This window comes from Leptothoe spongobia TAU-MAC 1115 (assembly GCF_018739885.1).
Classification (GTDB): domain Bacteria; phylum Cyanobacteriota; class Cyanobacteriia; order Phormidesmidales; family Phormidesmidaceae; genus Leptothoe; species Leptothoe spongobia.
Genome location: NZ_JADOES010000011.1, coordinates 78,213 through 96,997 on the forward strand (window position 1 = coordinate 78,213; position 18,785 = coordinate 96,997).

Annotated in this window: 17 protein-coding genes and 1 pseudogene; 12 read left to right on the top strand and 6 right to left on the bottom strand. The window is 47.4% G+C overall.

Annotated elements, in window-relative coordinates; translation table 11 throughout:
* Nucleotides 1-86: 86 nt before the first annotated feature.
* The 3 genes from IXB50_RS08070 (at nt 87) to aroQ (ending at nt 2,224) form a co-directional block, all read left to right on the top strand.
* Nucleotides 87-1,343, top strand: a complete 1,257-nt coding sequence (locus IXB50_RS08070; RefSeq protein WP_215608447.1) for a competence/damage-inducible protein A — start codon at nt 87-89, stop codon at nt 1,341-1,343.
* A 179-nt stretch (nt 1,344-1,522) separates the two neighbouring features.
* Nucleotides 1,523-1,654, top strand: coding sequence for a hypothetical protein (locus tag IXB50_RS22410; RefSeq protein ID WP_281413252.1), 132 nt, complete (start codon nt 1,523-1,525; stop codon nt 1,652-1,654).
* Nucleotides 1,655-1,777: 123 nt separating this feature from the next.
* Complete coding sequence (gene aroQ / locus IXB50_RS08075; RefSeq protein ID WP_215608448.1) at nt 1,778-2,224, top strand: type II 3-dehydroquinate dehydratase; 447 nt, start codon at nt 1,778-1,780, stop codon at nt 2,222-2,224.
* Nucleotides 2,225-2,227: 3 nt separating this feature from the next.
* Here aroQ and IXB50_RS08080 read toward each other — a convergent pair whose 3' ends face one another.
* A complete protein-coding gene (locus tag IXB50_RS08080) occupies nt 2,228-3,538 on the bottom strand; it encodes an AAA family ATPase (protein ID WP_246564247.1) in 1,311 nt (436 codons plus the stop codon).
* Between the two features lie 387 nt (nt 3,539-3,925).
* Here IXB50_RS08080 and IXB50_RS08085 point away from each other — a divergent pair, with 387 nt between their 5' ends.
* Nucleotides 3,926-4,465, top strand: a complete 540-nt coding sequence (locus IXB50_RS08085; RefSeq protein WP_215608450.1) for a hypothetical protein — start codon at nt 3,926-3,928, stop codon at nt 4,463-4,465.
* Between the two features lie 265 nt (nt 4,466-4,730).
* Here IXB50_RS08085 and IXB50_RS08090 read toward each other — a convergent pair whose 3' ends face one another.
* Nucleotides 4,731-5,345 carry a PsbP-related protein gene (locus IXB50_RS08090; protein WP_215608451.1) on the bottom strand — a complete coding sequence of 205 codons (615 nt, stop codon included), beginning with the start codon at nt 5,343-5,345 and terminating at the stop codon, nt 4,731-4,733.
* A gap of 90 nt (nt 5,346-5,435) precedes the next feature.
* Between IXB50_RS08090 and IXB50_RS08095 the strand changes: the two genes are divergently transcribed.
* From IXB50_RS08095 to secG, 4 genes and pseudogenes are all read left to right on the top strand, one after another.
* Entirely contained in the window at nt 5,436-6,161 is a 726-nt protein-coding gene (locus IXB50_RS08095; protein ID WP_215608452.1) for a DUF928 domain-containing protein, read from the top strand.
* Nucleotides 6,162-6,288: 127 nt separating this feature from the next.
* Nucleotides 6,289-8,010, top strand: coding sequence for an ABC-F family ATP-binding cassette domain-containing protein (locus tag IXB50_RS08100; protein ID WP_215608453.1), 1,722 nt, complete (start codon nt 6,289-6,291; stop codon nt 8,008-8,010).
* Nucleotides 8,011-8,610: 600 nt separating this feature from the next.
* Complete coding sequence (gene gpmI, locus IXB50_RS08105; protein WP_215608454.1) at nt 8,611-10,209, top strand: 2,3-bisphosphoglycerate-independent phosphoglycerate mutase; 1,599 nt, start codon at nt 8,611-8,613, stop codon at nt 10,207-10,209.
* Between the two features lie 137 nt (nt 10,210-10,346).
* A pseudogene (secG, locus tag IXB50_RS22755) lies at nt 10,347-10,571 on the top strand (preprotein translocase subunit SecG); the annotation flags it as partial.
* 276 nt (nt 10,572-10,847) lie between these two features.
* Here secG and tkt read toward each other — a convergent pair.
* The 3 genes from tkt to acpP form a co-directional block, all read right to left on the bottom strand.
* Nucleotides 10,848-12,845, bottom strand: coding sequence for a transketolase (tkt, locus tag IXB50_RS08115; RefSeq protein WP_215608456.1), 1,998 nt, complete (start codon nt 12,843-12,845; stop codon nt 10,848-10,850).
* 470 nt (nt 12,846-13,315) lie between these two features.
* Nucleotides 13,316-14,569, bottom strand: coding sequence for a beta-ketoacyl-ACP synthase II (fabF, locus tag IXB50_RS08120; protein ID WP_215608487.1), 1,254 nt, complete (start codon nt 14,567-14,569; stop codon nt 13,316-13,318).
* 67 nt (nt 14,570-14,636) lie between these two features.
* Complete coding sequence (gene acpP, locus IXB50_RS08125; protein WP_215608457.1) at nt 14,637-14,879, bottom strand: acyl carrier protein; 243 nt, start codon at nt 14,877-14,879, stop codon at nt 14,637-14,639.
* 437 nt (nt 14,880-15,316) lie between these two features.
* Here acpP and psaC point away from each other — a divergent pair, with 437 nt between their 5' ends.
* Complete coding sequence (gene psaC, locus IXB50_RS08130) at nt 15,317-15,562, top strand: photosystem I iron-sulfur center protein PsaC (protein WP_215608458.1); 246 nt, start codon at nt 15,317-15,319, stop codon at nt 15,560-15,562.
* A gap of 103 nt (nt 15,563-15,665) precedes the next feature.
* On the opposite strand, the gene IXB50_RS08135 is transcribed toward psaC, so the two are convergent.
* Entirely contained in the window at nt 15,666-16,571 is a 906-nt protein-coding gene (locus IXB50_RS08135) for a cell division protein FtsX (RefSeq protein ID WP_215608459.1), read from the bottom strand.
* Nucleotides 16,572-16,777: 206 nt separating this feature from the next.
* Here IXB50_RS08135 and def point away from each other — a divergent pair, with 206 nt between their 5' ends.
* From def to IXB50_RS08150, 3 genes are all read left to right on the top strand, one after another.
* Entirely contained in the window at nt 16,778-17,335 is a 558-nt protein-coding gene (gene def, locus IXB50_RS08140) for a peptide deformylase (RefSeq protein WP_326520750.1), read from the top strand.
* A 92-nt stretch (nt 17,336-17,427) separates the two neighbouring features.
* A complete protein-coding gene (locus IXB50_RS08145; RefSeq protein ID WP_215608460.1) occupies nt 17,428-17,628 on the top strand; it encodes a hypothetical protein in 201 nt (66 codons plus the stop codon).
* Between the two features lie 125 nt (nt 17,629-17,753).
* Nucleotides 17,754-18,776: a methyltransferase domain-containing protein gene (locus tag IXB50_RS08150; protein WP_246564249.1), complete on the top strand. Its 1,023-nt coding sequence runs from the start codon at nt 17,754-17,756 to the stop codon at nt 18,774-18,776.
* Nucleotides 18,777-18,785: the final 9 nt, after the last annotated feature.

Here is an 18,785-nt window from a genome sequence, read left to right on the forward strand (position 1 = left end):
AACCAACACAGGGCCTTTGCCACTATTTTTCATTGATCGTTGACCGCTTGCCTCTCTGACAACCTATAAAATTCAATCCAACCACCATGACCGGCAGTGCAGAAATTATATGTGTAGGTACCGAGCTACTTCTGGGTGACATTCTCAATAGCAATGCCCAGTATCTGGCTCAGCAGTTAACGCAGTTGGGCATCTCCCATCATTATCAAACCGTCGTGGGCGATAATCCCCAACGTCTGGCAAAGGCCATCGCCATTGCCTGTGAGCGATCACGGCTAATCATTTTCACAGGTGGTCTAGGCCCTACGCCCGATGACATCACCACTGCCACGATTGCCAACTTTTTTGGGGTGCCTTTGGTAGAAAACGCTGATGTGCTAGCAGATATTAAGGCTAAATTTGCTCAGCGCGATCGCACCATGAGCAACAACAATCGTAAACAGGCCCTCTTGCCTGCAGGTGCAGCTGTCCTAAAAAATCCCCAGGGCACTGCTCCCGGCATTCTCTGGCAGCCCCGGCCAGGATTGCATCTGATGACCTTTCCAGGGGTACCGCGAGAGCTTCATACCATGTGGAAAACTAGTGCCATTCCTTATCTACAGGAACAGGGATGGAGTAGCGGTATCATCCACAGCCTCACCCTCAAGTTTTGGGGCGCTAGCGAGTCGAGTCTGGCCACTAAAGTGGATGCCTTTCTCAAGCTAGAAAACCCTACTGTTGCGCCCTACGCCAGTAACGGTGTGATTAAGCTACGCATTTCCGCCAAAGCTGACACCCTAGAGTCAGCCAAGCAGTTAATTGCACCCATTGCCACTCAACTTAAATACATCGGCGGCATCGACTGCTTCGGAGAAGACAATGACACCCTGGGCGACGCCGTAGGTCGCCTCCTGTTAAAGCACCAAGCCACCCTAGCCGTAGCCGAGTCCTGTACAGGAGGAGGCTTAGGAGAAATGATTACGGCTGTACCTGGCAGCTCAGCTTACTTCATGGGGGGAATTATTTCCTACGACAACACCGTCAAAGAACGATTGCTGGGCGTTGCAGCCTCAGACCTGGCCAAGTCTGGAGCAGTGAGTGCCATCGTTGCAGAACAAATGGCCGCTGGGGTACGGACACAGCTAGCGACCGACTGGGGCCTTAGCATTACTGGGATTGCGGGGCCCGGTGGTGGCAGCACAATAAAACCCATCGGCCTGGTATACATCGGTCTTGCCAACGACTCAGAAACCCACCATATTGAATGCCGCTTTGGCCATCGTAACGACCGTGACTGGATTCGCTTAATGAGCCGTAATACTGCTTTAGATATACTGCGGCGTACTCTCCTGAGTAATACCTAAATGACACTTGCTCCCTAGGCAGATTCCACTACCTTGATCATTTCTGACAATTCGTTATCATAGTGAATACTCCCACAAGTAACTTTACTGAAGTTTACTTCAAGTTGATTTGCTATTTGTGGAACCTATAATAGTTACACGCAATACTGCACCAGATGAGATTAGGAGCAGCCTGGCTCATGGATATTGGCAAAATTCTGGAAAAGCTGAAGAACTGGGTCAACCGAGTCTTGGACTCGCTGCTTGGCCCTTCAGCACAGCCGGAGCCAGAAGCAATTCCCATTCCAGTAGATGATCGTCGTCGTCGTTAATATCGAACGGTCAGCGTTCTTTCGATTACAAAACCTACTACCAAAGTTTTCTACAAGGTCTAGTTTACGCCGCTAAATTACTAGGCTCTGATAGTATGCAACATGTAGGTTTTGGTGACTTCATTGAATAGTGTTTTAGTGCTTCATGGTCCCAATTTAAACATGTTGGGAAAGCGTGAACCTGAGATTTATGGCAGTGATACCTTAGAAGATGTCAATGTTGCACTGGGCACGCTTTCTAAGGATTTAAATGTTCTGGTAAGTTGCTATCAGTCAAACCATGAGGGTGATCTAATTGATGCGATCCAAGCCGCTGACGGCAAGCATCAAGCAATATTGATCAACCCTGGTGCCTATACTCACACGAGTATTGCTATTCGAGATGCGATCGCATCTGTAGCCCTACCCACAGTAGAGGTTCATCTGAGTAACATTCACAAGCGCGAAGCCTTTCGGCATCATTCCTACATAGCGCCCATCGCCATTGGTCAAATCTGTGGCTTTGGGGTCAATAGCTATTATCTGGGTCTACGAGCTTTAGTGGACTACTTACAAAAATGTCAGGCCTAAATTTTAGGCCTCTGCCTTGGGTTGCTTAACATGAGCATTTTCCACAACAGCCCCATTCATATCTGACGAGTCTTGCTCACCATGATCATCAGCTTTAGATGATTGACTCTGCATTTGCATTTTTAACTTATCAAGCTGCTCGGTCATGATCGTTGCCATCGTACCGGGTGTACGCTTTTGAACCCAGACCATACTGGCTGAGAGCAGCAACTCTTTGAGATAAGCATAGGAAAAGTTCTCAGAATTAATCGCAATTCTGTTGATATCATCTGCCGATAGCTGCATTTCCAGCTTTAATTTTTGGTTCCATAGCTGCAAATACGAAACTCGATCGGCTAGCTCAGGTGCATCAAAGTGATACTTTCGATCAAATCGACTGGGTCGTTCCAAAATAGCAATATCCAATCGTTCTGGGTGATTGGTTGAGGCGATCATCAAAACCCCATCGTTGAGGGCAAATCCATCCAGCTCATTCAGAAAAAACGACCGATTTTCATCATCGACTAAAGCGTCTAAATCCTCAATCACCACAATACAAGGGGCCGCCTCTCGCACTCGATTAAAGGCTAAGCGCATATTATCAGTATCGCTATTCTGACGAGTCTTAAAGCTCTTAATATACAAACAGGGATACCCCAAGGAATTGACTAAAGCCTTGACCATATGGGTTTTGCCATTCCCTGGTGGACCAATGAATAACAGCCCACGTTTCCAAGGCACGTTGTACTCGGAGTACATCGCTTGGGATTCGAAAAATCGTTGAGCATCTTCAAAAATATCTTCTTTTAAAGTGCCAGCCAGCACCAAATTTTCTAGAGTTGCACTTTGAATCGAGGCATAGAGATCTCGATTTTTTTGCCAAAATCCACCTTCAAATACCAAAACTTCTTCCCTAACTTGAGAATTCCACTGACAAACAGCAGCAAAAAAGTCATCGGCAACAGCTTGAGTATTTGCCAAAATCCAGTAGTAGCGGCAATCATCAAAATATCCCTGGGGCCAAGAAAGCTGCAGGACCATCAGCGTATGCTCCTGCCATTGCACTTCAAAACAAAAATTCTTCTGCTCATAACGTAGCTTCTGTTTCTTGGCATCCCAAAGTGTCATCACATGGTTATGCACTAAAGTCTCACGGGCACAAGCAGCATAGCCTGGCGGCAGATCGACGCTACTAATAACCTGGGTTGTACATAATTCCTCTTGCGCATATTTACGCAGCTCAAAGTAGTGACTATCCCCCTCGACAATCACTTTCCCAGGAAAGCTATCAGTCAAAAATTGGCTGACATAATAGGGAATGGATGCAGGGGACATCCTCAGCGCTTCTAAAATCAGATAGGTGAGATTGACTGAACGCGAACCCGATGAATAAAGCATGCTGAAGCGTATCTACCTACGTGAGTGCTGAGGAAAACTGAATTTGGTTTGAGCGGTACATATCACATTAGTGGAGATAGGCCATCGCCTTAAAGGCATGGGGTATGGCAATGTGATAAGCAATGACCTAGTGCATTAGGACATTTGCTATATTTTGCATTGCTTTTTCAAAACTGATGGGAAAACTTGAGTTTCTCGGTATCATTTCAACCTAGCTCACGTCCAGAACGTTAGTTTTTTCGCAATAGTAACTCAAGGTTTTAGCTTGAATAGGGTTTCGCAACCTATGCTACGTTAGCCACAACAAAGACCGAGAGAACCGCTATGGGTGATTCGCAAGGTAATCCATTTATTAGCAATCCCTTTATGCAGGGAGCCAAAAAGAAACCGCCTGTATCGCCTGAGCCCGAACACCCCTCTAAATCACCAAAAGATCTCTCGCTGTCTCCACCAGAAAAACTTAGCGAGCGGCCAAACTTATCAAAGAAGGAAAAAAAAACCACTGCTCCAAAAACAGCAAAACCAACGGCAAAATCCTTATCTAAATCAACAGCAGCTAAATCTCGCTCTACCAATAAGCGAAAACGAGCCAGTCAGCCAGTCGCCCCGCCAACCGCTCCACCTAACTACACTGGCAATGGCTATAAAGTCCAGGTCCTGGCCAAAATTCCCATGCCTACCAATACGAATATGCCCAGCCGCGATTACTTGTGGTTTGCGGTATACCCTATTATTCCCCGTGTTGGTGACTGCATTTTTCATGATGGACGATACTTTCGCGTAGACGCTGTTTTTCTATATGAAAGTACAAACGCTAGTTGGTGTGCCGATTTGGAAGTGTCCTATTACACTCGACGGCAGTAGGAAGATCATTGGCTTGTGATTACCTTAAGAGGCAGACCTAATCAACTGCCTATACGAAATCCTGACTGATAGCGCTCGATATCGAAGGGCATCCACAAGGGAGTGCCCCTACAGGATTGTCTATTTTTGAATCGGGGTTAAGGTTAATTCGGATTTGGTATTAGACCCGCTTAGATAGCTTAAGATGCGCCATAGATTAAGTCTAAGGGGCCACCACTTAAGCTTAAGGGACCACCACTTAGACTTAAGGGGCCAACGCTTAGACTTAAGGGACCAACGCTTGAGCCACTGAATGATTTACAAATGAATCATGAATCTGGGTAACTAGAGGTTCAGCCGTCGTGTCTTGGGTATATTGGCTGGTGAGCACGACAGTTTGTTGATTGCCATAGCCCAAGAATGTCACCAAAGCTCGCTGTCCGGTTTCTGGCTCATACCAGATACGAATCCCTGATTGACCATCCACAGCCACTAATGAGTAACTTTGTAAAGATGCAGCATCAGCCGTGATTTGCTCAAGACGTTGAGGCACGGCGACCTGTGGATCTTCCCGGAGCACTACAATATCGGTGCGAATAGCCATATTAGCGCCATCGGCAATACTGACAATTGCCAAACCATTCTCTCCTTGGGGTTCTATTTGCCATCCCCTCGGATAGTCCACACTAAACTTAGCAGAGTCATAGCGAGCAAATTCGTTGGAGTCAGGCTGTTCTTGCTTGATGTTAAGAGCGTTTTTTGAAGCATTAACCTCAAGCATCGGCTGTCCTATAGTCTGCGCTTCAGCGAAAAACCCGTCTACAGGTAGGGTCAGGACAATCCCTAAAGCGCCCATACCCAGAAAAAATTGCCCTACGGTTTGCTTAGTATCAAAATCCATAGTGTTTAGCAGTCTTGTTTATTACCTTGAACAATAGCTCTCAAGGATCCTAATTGTCTGAACGCAGTCATCCAAATCGAGCAGGATTCCATGAAACTTCTTAATGTTTTTTCGACCATCCCCCCCCTGGCGTTGGGGCTGACTTTCATGGCCGCCAGAGCCGAGGCATTTCCCGACTATACACCCAAGCCTCGTGGCATTCCTAACATACGAGTTTCGGGTGGAACCCGTTCCCCTTCTGGTGTGAACTGCATTAGTGATCCTCAGGCACCTCAGCTAACATCCATATTTCCAGACGATGATCTTGGCTATACAACTGACGAATACCCTGCGTTCCAATGGTATATGCCGAGTAACAATGCTAGCCATGTAGAGTTCAATCTGTATGAAGTCCTCAATGAGGATGAGGGCATATTTCAACCGGTTTATCAGACGGCCTTTGTCCCAAGTGCCACTGCAGGTATTGCTACCTTACAACTGCCAGATCAAGCTGGATTAGTACCTCTCAGCCCAGATAATTACTATTACTGGAGTGTGGAGGTTTACTGCCCTGATACCCCCACTGCAGTGATGATGGCTGAAGGATTTGTAGAGCTGCTGGTACCTGAGCCATCACTAGCGGAGGCTCTGGCAAGCAGCAATGGGATAGACCGAGCTGCGATCGCAGCGGACAATAGCCTTTGGTTTGATACGACCCGCGCCTTGACCGATCACCTGCACAGTCATCCCAATGACTTGCAAGCAATCTCAAGCTGGCAAACCCTGCTGGAATCTATCGGGCTAGAGAATATTACTGAGGCACCTCTACTACCCTAAATATCGATGTTTTAGCTAATTAAACCCTCACTAATATTGAGGGTTTAACCTGCAGCAAACAAAGTGTACGTTGATTTTTGTTAAAGTTTATGAACACGTTCAAAGTTGACGATCCCACGGGTTACTTATGCTGCGTCTCGAAAACATCACTAAGGTTTATCCCACTGGGGAAGTATTGCGAGACGTCACCTGGGAAGTCAAACCAGGCAATCGCATTGGGCTAGTAGGGGTCAACGGCGCTGGCAAGTCCACCCAGCTGAAAATCATCATGGGGGAAATCGAACCCACCAGCGGTAACGTGATTCGCCCAAATGAGCTCCACATTGGCTACCTCAATCAAGAATTTGAGGTTGATCCCCGCCGTACCGTTCGTGAAGAATTCTGGACTGTCTTTGAAGAAGCAAATACAGTTCAAAAAAAGCTTGGCGAAATTCCAATTCAAATGGAAACCGCCGATCCCAATGAATTGGAAAAATTAATCAAGGCCCTAGATCGAGAACAGCGAAAGTTTGAGGCATTAGACGGCTATGGCCTGGAATCAAAAATTGAAAAGATTTTACCCGAAATGGGCTTTCACAATGACGATGGCGAACGTCTAGTCAGCTCTTTTAGCGGTGGCTGGCAAATGCGCATGGGCTTAGGTAAAGTCATGCTCAAAGCCCCCGACTTGCTACTACTGGACGAGCCAACCAACCACTTAGACTTAGAAACCATCGAATGGCTCGAAGGCTACCTCAAAAGCCTAACCACTCCGATGGTGATCATCTCCCATGACCGCGAATTTCTCGATCGTCTGTGTACCCAGATTGTAGAAACTGAGCGCGGTGTATCAACCACCTATCTAGGCAATTACAGTGCTTACCTCACTCAAAAAGCAGAATCAAAGATAGCTCAGCAAGCCACCTTTGACCGACAGCAGAAGGAAATTGCCAAGCAGCAAACCTTTGTGGATCGTTTCCGGGCCAGCGCCACCCGTAGCACCCAGGCAAAGAGTCGAGAAAAACAGCTGGAGAAAATAGAACTAGTTGAAGCTCCTACTGCTGATGCCAAGGGGCTACGGTTTAAATTTCCACCCGCTCCCCGTAGCGGTCGTGAAGTTGTACAAATCAGCGACCTTACTCATACCTATGGAGACAATATTCTATTTTTGGGAGCAGAGTTACTGATTGAGCGGGGCGATCGCATTGCATTTGTCGGCCCTAATGGAGCTGGTAAATCCACATTACTTCGTTTAATCATGGGGATAGAAGACCCCGTAGAAGGCTCAGCAAGTCTGGGAGAACACAACGTTATTCCTAGTTACTTTGAGCAAAACCAGGCAGAAGCCCTAGACCTCAGCAAAACCGTGATGGCAACCATCCATGACGAAGTGCCAACCTGGAAAAATGAAGAAGTCCGCACACTGCTAGGCCGGTTTCTATTTAGTGGCGATATGGTACGTAAGCCCGTCACAGCCCTAAGTGGTGGTGAAAAAGCACGTTTGGCATTAGCAAAAATGCTATTAGCTCCGGCAAATCTTTTGATGCTAGACGAGCCCACTAACCATTTAGACATTCCGGCCAAAGAGATGCTGGAATCAGCCCTCAAAGAATATGATGGTACCGTTCTCATCGTTTCCCATGACCGTTTTTTCATCTCTCAAGTAGCTAACAAGATAGTCGAAATTCGCGAAGGTGAATTACGTTTATATCGGGGTGATTACAGCTACTATCTAGATAAAATTGCCCAAGAAAAAGAGCGCGATAGACTGGAAAAGCTAGAAGCAGAGAGAGCGGCAAAAGCAGCTGCCAAACGTCAGAAACAGAAAGATAAGCAAAAAGCAAAAGCTGCTTCCAAAAAGAAAAATTAAGGACTGAGAATACAATGTCCGCAAATAAGTCTATTGATGAGGAGCAACCATTTTTGCAGCATGCTCCCAAAACCTTTCTATAGTTATGGCCGTTAATTGAATGACCAGACTTAAACTTTTAGGTATAAGTTCAATGACGTCGCTACGAATTGTCTTTCATAATACTGGCGCAGTATTATGAATAGTCAGAAGCAGCGTAGTGTATACGCAGAATACAACTGATAGTTGTCATGTTTTTAATGAGTCAAATTACTCATTAAAAGTTCAGGTATCGCCTGGTTATCATCATCTGGGAATAAGAATATAGTTAACAACGCCATAGGTTAATAAATTGCGCTCAGCCTTATCGTCTTGCCGCCGACAGTTAGTAATCATTGTTCGGACTGGGCTATAAGGTGATTGCTAAGTAGGGTTAACAGACATCATCATTTTGACTGAGTCTTGACCTAATTGGGTTTCCAACCAGAGCCACCCAATCTAGTTTCAAGGTAATTGAAATTAGATAGTTAAGAAAACATTAATAATCAGGAAAGCGCGAGTGATATGATCTCGCTAGGTAGAAAGTACAGTCGTTCACAATCGCAAGAAGGATTTGTAAGTATGGCACAGGAGTCTGTTTCTCCAATGGTGCTCGTCATCCTGGATGGATGGGGACATCGCGATGAGGACAATGGGAATGCAATTAATAATGCAAGGACCCCTGTCATTGATAGCCTCTGGGCCACCTACCCCCACACATTGATTCAGACATCGGGTAAAGACGTAGGTTTGCCCGATGGCCAAATGGGTAATTCAGAAGTCGGACACCTGAATATTGGTGCCGGTCGCATCGTTCCCCAAGAACTCGTCCGTATTTCCGACGCAGTTGAAAATGGCTCGATCCAAGAAAATCAGGCATTACTAAACGTATGCCAGCAGGTGCGTTACAACGGAGGCAAACTCCACTTCATCGGTCTTTGCTCAGAGGGAGGTGTGCATTCGCACCTCAATCATTTACTCGGCCTCCTAGACATGGCCAAGTCACAAGATCTTCAAGAGGTTTGTATTCATGCCATTACAGATGGCCGTGATACTCAACCCAAAGCCGCTCAGTCAGCCATTCAGAAACTACAGGACCATATTGATCAAATTGGGGTGGGGAAAATCGTTACCCTGAGTGGTCGTTACTATGCCATGGACCGCGATCATCGCTGGGATCGTGTAGAAAAAGTCTATAGCGTGATGACAGAGCCTGGCAATGGCAATGGTCATACCGCCATAGCCGCAATCCAAGCGTCCTATGAGAAGGACGTCACTGATGAGTTTATTGAGCCCGTACGTTTAGCGGATGGTGCAGTCGAACCTAACGATGGTGTCATTTTCTTTAACTTCCGCCCCGATCGGGCACGTCAGCTAACCCAAGCCTTTGTAGATCCTGAATTTAAAGGTTTTGAGACAAGGCCCATTACCCCCTTAAGCTTTGTCACCATGACTCAATATGATGGCGCTCTGCCAGTGCAGGTCGCATTTGAACCTCAAAATCTGAGCAATATTCTGGGTGAAGTCATTGCAGATCATGGTCTTAAGCAGTTTCGTACAGCAGAAACTGAAAAATATGCCCACGTCACCTACTTCTTTAATGGTGGTCGTGAGGATCCCTTTGAGGGTGAAGATCGTGAGCTGGTTTCTAGCCCTCAGGTAGCGACCTATGATAAGGCTCCTGCCATGTCCGTTAAAGCTGTCACTGACACGGCCATTACAGCCATTGGCAAGAAAAAATATGGCTTGGTAGTGATTAACTATGCCAATCCCGATATGGTTGGCCATACTGGAAATATGAAGGCTACCATCCAGGCCCTTGAATCAGTGGATGTACAATTGGGCCGTTTACTCGATGCTGTTGGTCAGGCTGGTGGTACCACAATTATCATTGCGGACCATGGCAACGCTGAGTATATGTGGGATGAAGAAGGTCGCCCTTGGACTGCCCACACAACTAATCCAGTACCCTTCATTTTGGTAGAAGGTGAACGGTTAAAGATCCCGGGTCGTGGTGGTGAAGTTGAGTTGAGAGAAAATGGCTGTTTAGCTGATGTTGCTCCCACCATTTTGGAGATTCTTAAACTGCCTCAACCCCAAGAAATGACAGGGAAATCTATGATTCAACCCGCTCGCGTTGATGTGAAACGCAATCGCACACCAGTCAAGGTATCGCTCTAGTAGCGTTGATTGGCTAGATCATCGGGTTCGCCATGGCACCATACCCTGAGGTACCATGGTTTGGCACTAGTGTTCCAGGTTTACGTGACCTGGACACACTGCTTTAGGTAATTGAAAGAACAGTTGGACTAATTGCAATGGCGGTAGTATCGGTTTTACAGGTGATATGGCTAGTGTCTGCCATTGGGTTAATCATTTTGGTGCTATTTCATAGCCCCAAGGGAGATGGTCTTGGAGCATTAGGTGGGCAAGCCCAAATGTTTACGAGTACCAAGAGTGCCGAAACCGCCTTGAATCGTGCCACTTGGCTGTTAACGATTCTATTTATGGGAATTACGGTTATTTTGAGTGCTGGCTGGCTGGGTAATTCAGTATCGGAACTACCCACATCTGTAGAGGCTATACCCATTGAAGAAACAGCTCCACCTATTGAAGAAACAGCTCCTGCCGTTGAAACTACTATCCCAGCGGATTTAGAGTCTCCTGAAACACCTGGCGAAGCAGCTGAGTAAAGGTTTTCACCCTGCTCAATAAAACAACCAAAAGCCTCAGAGTAGTATTACTCTGAGGCTTTTGGTTATCTATTTCTTTTTCCAGATAGAGCACACAAGGGTATGTGCCCTATCTGGTGAGAATCATTAAAGAGCGTTTGCACGAGCAACCACATTCTCAACGGTATAACCAAACTCCTGCATGATACGACCACCAGGGGCAGACGCACCAAAGCCAGAAACGCTAATCATGTCACCGTCCGCACCGTAGTACTTGCCCCAACCCATTTCGATACCCGCTTCAACCACAAGGCGCTTGGTAATCGCTTTGGGTAGAACAGACTCCTTGTAAGCAGCATCTTGAGCTTCGAATAGTTCCCAACAGGGCATTGAAACAACACGAACTTTCTTACCTTCGGCACGTAGTTTCTTGGCTGCATCCAGGCAAAGAGACACTTCACTACCCGTACCAATCAAAATCAGGTCAGCACCAGCGTCATCAGAAATAACGTACGCGCCTTTAGCAACAGCATCAATGGAGCTACCTTCTAGCTGAGGTAGATTTTGACGGGAGAAGGCCATGAGCGTGGGAGTCTTGCGACTTGCGATCGCAACCTTATATGCCCCCGAGGTCTCATTACCGTCCGCCGGACGAATCACATAGAGATTAGGAATCGCACGTAGAGAAGCAACGGTTTCTACTGGCTGATGAGTAGGTCCGTCTTCACCCAAGGCAATGGAGTCATGGGTCATGACATAAAGGACACCGGCCTCGGATAGTGCCGACAGACGAATCGCCGCCCGCATGTAGTCAGCAAATACCAGGAACGTAGCACAGTAAGGAATCAAACCTGAGTTGTGCAGAGCAATACCGTTACAAATAGCGCCCATGCCATGCTCACGCACGCCAAAGCGCAGGTTACGGTTTTCATAGCCACCCTTTTGGAAGTCGCCAGAGATCTTCATCAGGGTATTGTTGGATTTGGCCAAGTCAGCAGACCCCCCCACTAACTCAGGCACTGCCGGAGCTAAAGCGTTGAGAGTGGCTTCAGAGGTCTTCCGAGTTGCGATCGCCTTATCACCAGGTGCATAGGTAGGCAAGGCATCTGCCCAATTTGCAGGTAGTTCACCAGAAAGCATCCGCTCAAATAGGGCCGCTTCTTTGGCGTACTTGGTGCGATAGGTAGCTAATGCCTGATTCCACTCAGCTTCAGCGCTGGCCCCTTTCTCAACGGCCTGACGGAAACGAGCCATAACATCATCAGGAATGACGAAAGGCGCATGTTCCCAACCCAAGCTTTCGCGAGTTAAGGCAATTTCTGCATCACCTAGAGCTGCACCGTGGACACCGGAGGTGTCAGCCATATTGGGAGAACCATAACCAATGGTGGTGGTTACCTTGATCATAGTGGGCTTATCAGTCACCTTCTTAGCGGCTTCGATAGCTTTTGCGATCGCGTCCAGGTCATTGTTGCCATCCTTTACATGCAGCACGTGCCAGCCATACGCTTCAAAGCGCTTGCTGACATCCTCAGTAAAGGAAATGTCTGTGGAACCGTCGATGGAAATATGGTTGTCATCATAGAGGGCAATCAGCTTACCCAAGCCCAAGTGACCGGCCAAGGAACATGCCTCACCCGAGACACCTTCCATATTGCAGCCATCACCCAAAATCACATAGGTATAGTGGTCAACCAGAGTGCAGTCAGGCTTGTTAAAACGCGCGGCCAGGTGAGCTTCTGCCATAGCTAAGCCGACACCATTACAAATACCTTGACCAAGGGGACCTGTCGTAACTTCAACACCGGGAGTTTCAAAGTTCTCGGGGTGTCCAGGAGTAGTCGCTCCCCACTGACGGAAGTTCTTAATGTCTTCAATCTTGACACTGTCGTAACCAGTGAGATGCAGCAGTGCATACTGCAGCATGCAACCATGTCCTGCGGATAGGACAAAGCGATCTCGGTTAAACCACTGGGGATTTTTGGGATTAAAGCGCATAAATTGATCCCAAAGAACAAACGCCATTGGCGCAGCTCCCATGGGCAAACCAGGATGACCAGATTTAGCCTTTTCAACGGCATCAATGGCCAAGAACCGAATGGCATTTATACACTGGGTTTCAAGAGATTGGGTTGCGACAGCCATAGTCTTCCAAGTAATTAACGACGGTACAGTCCAGGTGTGAACAGAGCAGTATTAGATGAACGCACCTTTGCTGATGGTGATAGCAGATTAGGGTCCCTAAAGCAGGTACTCCCCAATACGCAAAGCATGCGCTAGAGACGGATAGGTATGTAATTTACAAAGACATGCCCCCAGGCCAATGCACTGGAACACATAGCAATGTAAAAAACATTCCCACAGACAACAGTTTGGAGCAGGCACTTAGCCACTCACCCACCGACTCTGATTGTGATAGCTCATAGCCCAAGCACGTGAGCTAATCACCCCAACCTAGTCAAAGGAGAGTCACTGGCCTAAGCCTATACCGTGATTTGCCAGCACATTCATGGTCTTGAATAAGCTCGCATAGAAGGGTACACCCACAAAGTGAGCAAACCTTCCGTTTTACTTAATGTTTTCCGTTAGGTCATTATACCTACCAAGCCGTAGCACTAGCTACGATACTTGCGAAAAACTAGGGTAACGTTATGGCCGCCAAAGCCAAAAGAGTTAGACATGGCCACATCTACAGTCTGAGCACGACTGTGATTGGGCACGTAGTCCAAATCACAGTCATCATCCGGCTCTTGCAAATTGATAGTAGGGGGTACATGGTCCTTAGAAACCGCCATACAGGCAGCCACGCCTTCAATGCCACCGGAGCCACCCAAAAGATGCCCCGTCATCGATTTGGTAGAACTAACCGCCACTGTTTTGGCACTCTTGCCAAGGGCTGTCTTGATAGCAGACGTTTCGGTCGGATCATTAGCCGGGGTACTCGTCCCATGGGCATTGACATAGCTCACCTCTGACGGGGATATCCCAGCATCTTTGAGAGCAAACTCCATGGAGCGTGCTGCTCCAGCTCCACCAGGTACAGGGGCAGTCATATGGTAGGCATCGCAAGTCATGCCATAGCCAACCATTTCTGCATAGATACGGGCACCTCGGCTAAGGGCATGCTCAAGTTCTTCTAAAACCAGAATGCCAGCCCCTTCACCCATGACAAAACCATCTCGCCCCTTATCAAAAGGACGACTGGCATGATCAGGATCATCATTGCGGGTAGAGAGGGCTCTGGCTGAGGCAAATCCAGCCAAAGATAACGGTGTGATAGCGGCTTCGGTTCCACCACAGATCATGGCTTGGGCATAGCCATTTTGCACAATCCGAAAAGCATCACCGATAGCATTAGAACCAGCAGCGCAAGCCGTTACGGCACAAGAGTTAGGACCTTTTGCACCAGTATGAATTGCAGTCAGACCTGCCGCCATGTTGGCAATCATCATGGGCACCATGAAAGGGCTACAGCGGCTAGGCCCTTTATTGATGTAAACAGATTGCTGTTCTTCCATGACCTTGAGGCCACCCACCCCTGTGCCGATCATGACACCCACTTGCTCTGCGTTGAGGTCGGTAATGGTTAGCTTGGCATCGGCTAAGGCCTGTTTGCTAGCTGCGATCGCAAATTGAGCAAATCGATCGGTCCGTTTAGCATCCTTAGCATCCAGATACTCTAACGGATCAAATCCTTTAACTTCACCAGCAATGCGGCATTTGTGCTTTGACGCATCAAATAGCGTGATCGGCCCAATACCACTTTTTCCCGCTAGCAACCCTTGCCAGTAGGCTTCTAAATCATTACCGATGGGGGTAATTGCCCCCATTCCAGTAATTACAACGCGCTTTTTTTCAGTACTTGTCATGGTCATCGACACAAGGGGGCAGGTCCCAAGGAATTAATAAAACAGTATTTCAAACAGACAGAGGAGGTTATGCAGATGACTTTTCAGTAATAAAGTCAACAGCAGCCTGGACTGTACCAATGCTCTCAGCAGCCTCATCAGGGATCTCAATATCAAACTCTTCTTCAAGCGCCATGACCAGCTCTACAGTATCCAGAGAATCAGCCCCCAGGTCATTAGCAAAGCTAGCCTCTGGCTTGACTGTATCTAAATCAACACCGAGCTGCTCAGATACAATCTTTTGAACCTTTCCCAAAATCGTGTCAGCCATAATCTCCAAATTTCCTTTTCAGCGGCAGCAGAGAACATGTCCCAAATGCAGATTGGAACACTCCTAGACGTCAAAGCGTCTGTCCGAATTTAGACATTTTTTAATCTTATAGGAAAGCGTGCGTCCTACTCGTGATGCCTCAAGCGAAGAATCAAGGTTTAGGGCAATGATGCAGCAGGTTTTTAGGGAACCGTGGTAGCGCTTTTATTACAATCCATAAACTTTTTAGATGTTGCCCCGTTCCCTAAAAACGGCACTGATAGACTAAAACTTGATTGGAGAACTCTTTTGGCTAATTTTGGCTAATGTAAATGGATCTTTCAGAATTGTAATCCACACTACCGTTGGTTCTTTCTCTGGTATATCTATTGCATTACAGGTCATAGCCAAGCCGCTAATAGCTGAAACCGTTTAATAAGTATTGGAGCATTCCTTCGATGTCTCATAAGGTCAAGATTTACGATACTTGCATTGGTTGCACTCAGTGTGTTCGGGCTTGCCCAACAGACGTACTAGAGATGGTTCCTTGGGATGGTTGTAAGGCTGGGCAAATTGCCGCTTCCCCTCGGACTCAGGACTGTGTTGGCTGTAAGCGCTGTGAGACCGCTTGCCCAACTGATTTCTTAAGTATTCGTGTTTATCTGGGTGCTGAAACCACTCGTAGCATGGGTCTAGCCTACTAGGCACTGATTCAATCACAGCTTTCACTCGAAACGTTTACACACTCCTAGTCTTTCGGGACTAGGAGTTTTTTTAGTTTCCTGTTTTTTAGTTTCCTGAATGGGGTCAGGCACGTACTGCAAATTTACGGACCGCGACCAAACTGCCCAATAGCCCGACTAAGCTGCCCAAGGCAAAGAGCGAGGCTGGCAACAAGATCATTTGTTTTGGTGTAAATTGTAGACCCACAGTCAAAAATTGGAGAAATTCAGGCTGCTGCGCCGACAGCCGCTGTAAGGATTGGTGGGTCCCTATAAGTAGAACCCAAGCGATAAGTGCTCCCAGCAATCCAAAGGTAATCCCTTGCAAGATGAAGGGCATATAGATCCATACGGATGTGGCACCCACTAGCTGCATCACCTCAATTTCCCGTCGTCGTGCCATGACAATTAATCGAATCGTTGTGGTGATGACTGAGATCGCAGTCAGACTCAAAATTGCCAGTACCGCCAAACTGACATACTGCAATCCCTGGTTTAGCTCTGTCAGACGCTGCACCGCTTCGGTAATATAAAGCACCTCATCCACACCCGCTAAGCTCTCTAACTGAGTGGCAACCGCAGGGACAGCTTCAGAGTTTTGCACCTTGACCTTAATTTCATCCACCAGTGGATTGCCCTTGAGCTGCTCTGTAGCACCAGAGATATCGACAATCCCTAGATCCTGACTAAGCTGAGCCCAAGCTTCTTCCTTAGAAACCGTTACAACTTGAGCCACATCGGTCAAACTACTGATGCGATCGCTCAGACTATCGGCAGTTACACCACTTTCCAAATAAACCGCTATTTCCAGTTGACTACCAAACTGATTGAGCAAACTCTCCACCTGCCATGTCGCCTGTAAGCTAATACCAAATAGAAATAACAGCACCATGATGGTGCTCACAGCAGCCCAGTTCATCCAACCGCCACGTCGTAGCCCCAAAAAGGTTTCCCGCAATAAGTAGCTTGCCTTAGTAAAAAACTTACTCATGCTGGTTTAAGACCGTCTCCATCCAAGACGACTGAACAAAGAATAAAAACTATACAGAAAACACAAGCAGCCCGCTAAAAATACTAGCCTAGGGGCATTACCCCAAGGGCTTCAGGTTCATAGCTCCATACTTCCAAGCAACCTGCCCGAGGTGAGACCCGAATTGCTAGGATAGGTTTAGATTCATCAGCCTAATCAATTTAACCGTGGGTATTTCAGTCAGCAAAGAAAAGTTAAAAAAGCCCCCCCTCGAATTGCACTATTTGGGTGATCGGGTGCTCAGAAAAGCCACTAAACGCGTTGCGAAAGTGGATGACGGGATCCGTGAACTAGCCCATAAGATGCTACAGACCATGTATAGCGAAGATGGTATTGGTCTAGCAGCTCCCCAAGTGGGGGTTCACAAGCAAATCTTAGTGGTTGATACCGATCCCGAAGAAGCTGCTAACCAGCCCTTAGTGATGATCAACCCCAAGATCATTCGTCATAGTAAGGAAATGGCCTGTGGACAAGAAGGCTGTTTGAGTATCCCCAACGTCTTTTTGGATGTCATTCGTCCAGCAGCCATTGAAGTCAGATTCAAAGACGAAAATGGTCGTCCCCAAAAAATCCAAGCCGATGATTTACTCGCTCGGGTGATCCAACATGAGATGGATCACCTCAATGGCGTTATGTTTGTTGACCGGGTGGAAAACGCAATTGCCTTGGCTCAGGAACTTCAAAAAGGCGGGTTTTCTGCTAATGATGTTAAGAAGGTTGCGTAGGGTTTGGTAGAGACGTTGCATGCAACGTCTCCACTATCGTGTCTGTAGAAATCTAAATCTGATGCCTCATCTTTCATTATCAGGAGAATAGTGTGACCCCTAAAAGTGGTTTGTTTTTAGCTGGCACTTGCATTGCTGCGATCGCAGGTGTCGGTTCAGTGTTTGAACTCGCCTATGGTGAGCCCGACCTGGGTGTCTTGCCCACTAGCATTGTGCTGGCGTTGAGTATTCCCATCACCGTTATATCTTTCATGGCCGCTGTGAAGGACACACGAGAAAACCAGCAATGGTAACGCCTTAGGGTAATGTAGCGGTTTGGTAGGATGTAAAGGAATGTATCGCTTTTAAGTTTGATGACCGACCTCCTAGCGACATCAAACTGGCTATCTTACATAGACCTACCTATCCACTTTCTCGAATGAATTTACTGTTTGTGCTCAAGCTGCTGTTGGCATTGTCAGTGCTTGGAGTTGTCACTTATTTATTGACGGCCCGTCGCTACCAGTCCTCGGATTCAGTAGCAAATTCTTATGATCAGTGGACCGAAGATGGCATCCTAGAGTTTTACTGGGGTGAGCACATTCACCTTGGGCACTATGGCTCACCTCCTCGTTCTAAGGAATTCCTCAAGGCGAAGGTAGACTTTGTCCATGAGATGGTGAAGTGGGGTGGGTTAGAAAGCTTAGCCCCTGGCACGACACTGCTTGATGTCGGCTGTGGCATTGGTGGCAGCAGTCGGATCTTAGCCAGGGATTATCACTTTGACGTGACTGGTGTGACCATCAGTCCCCAGCAAGTCAATCGAGCGCAACAGCTAACACCAGCGGGCGTCACTGCCAAGTTTAAGGTGGATGATGCCATGGCTCTATCGTTTCCAGATGCCAGCTTTGATGTGGTGTGGTCGGTCGAAGCAGGGCCGCATATGCCCAATAAAGCTGTATTCGCCCAGGAACTCATGCGTGTGCTCAAGCCAGGGGGGATCTTAGTTCTGGCAGATTGGAATCAGCGGGATGATCGCCAGGTCCCCTTAAACTTCTGGGAAAAGCCAGTGATGCGACAGTTATTGGACCAGTGGTCTCATCCTGCTTTTGCCAGTATCGAGGGATTTGCCGAAAACCTAGAAGCCACTGGATGGGTCCAGGGTGATGTGGTCACAGCAGACTGGACTCGGGAAACCCTACCATCATGGCTCGACTCAATTTGGCAGGGTGTGGTTCGCCCCAAAGGATTGATCCGTTTTGGTTTCTCTGGTTTGCTCAAATCCTTACGGGAAGTACCAACCATCCTACTGATGCGGTTGGCTTTTGGGGCTGGTCTATGTCACTTTGGTATGTTCCGCGCGGTTAGAGCTAACCCAAGCTCTCAAAAGACTAGTACTACACAACAACACGCTGCATCTTCGGGTGAACCCACAGCCTCGGGTTCACCCGCTATCGTGTAGCAACTCCGA

Excerpts from the sequence above, each read along its gene's own strand:
- gpmI (WP_215608454.1), top strand. The coding sequence starts at position 8,611 with ATGGCACAGGAGTCTGTTTCTCCAATGGTGCTCGTCATCCTGGATGGA.
- IXB50_RS22410 (WP_281413252.1), top strand. The coding sequence starts at position 1,523 with ATGGATATTGGCAAAATTCTGGAAAAGCTGAAGAACTGGGTCAACCGA.
- IXB50_RS08085 (WP_215608450.1), top strand. The coding sequence starts at position 3,926 with ATGGGTGATTCGCAAGGTAATCCATTTATTAGCAATCCCTTTATGCAG.
- IXB50_RS08080 (WP_246564247.1), bottom strand. The coding sequence starts at position 3,538 with ATGTCCCCTGCATCCATTCCCTATTATGTCAGCCAATTTTTGACTGAT.
- acpP (WP_215608457.1), bottom strand. The coding sequence starts at position 14,879 with ATGGCTGACACGATTTTGGGAAAGGTTCAAAAGATTGTATCTGAGCAG.
- IXB50_RS08100 (WP_215608453.1), top strand. The coding sequence starts at position 6,289 with ATGCTGCGTCTCGAAAACATCACTAAGGTTTATCCCACTGGGGAAGTA.
- IXB50_RS08090 (WP_215608451.1), bottom strand. The coding sequence starts at position 5,345 with ATGGATTTTGATACTAAGCAAACCGTAGGGCAATTTTTTCTGGGTATG.
- tkt (WP_215608456.1), bottom strand. The coding sequence starts at position 12,845 with ATGGCTGTCGCAACCCAATCTCTTGAAACCCAGTGTATAAATGCCATT.
- IXB50_RS08095 (WP_215608452.1), top strand. The coding sequence starts at position 5,436 with ATGAAACTTCTTAATGTTTTTTCGACCATCCCCCCCCTGGCGTTGGGG.
- IXB50_RS08135 (WP_215608459.1), bottom strand. The coding sequence starts at position 16,571 with ATGAGTAAGTTTTTTACTAAGGCAAGCTACTTATTGCGGGAAACCTTT.
- IXB50_RS08150 (WP_246564249.1), top strand. The coding sequence starts at position 17,754 with ATGAATTTACTGTTTGTGCTCAAGCTGCTGTTGGCATTGTCAGTGCTT.
- fabF (WP_215608487.1), bottom strand. The coding sequence starts at position 14,569 with ATGACAAGTACTGAAAAAAAGCGCGTTGTAATTACTGGAATGGGGGCA.
- psaC (WP_215608458.1), top strand. The coding sequence starts at position 15,317 with ATGTCTCATAAGGTCAAGATTTACGATACTTGCATTGGTTGCACTCAG.
- IXB50_RS08070 (WP_215608447.1), top strand. The coding sequence starts at position 87 with ATGACCGGCAGTGCAGAAATTATATGTGTAGGTACCGAGCTACTTCTG.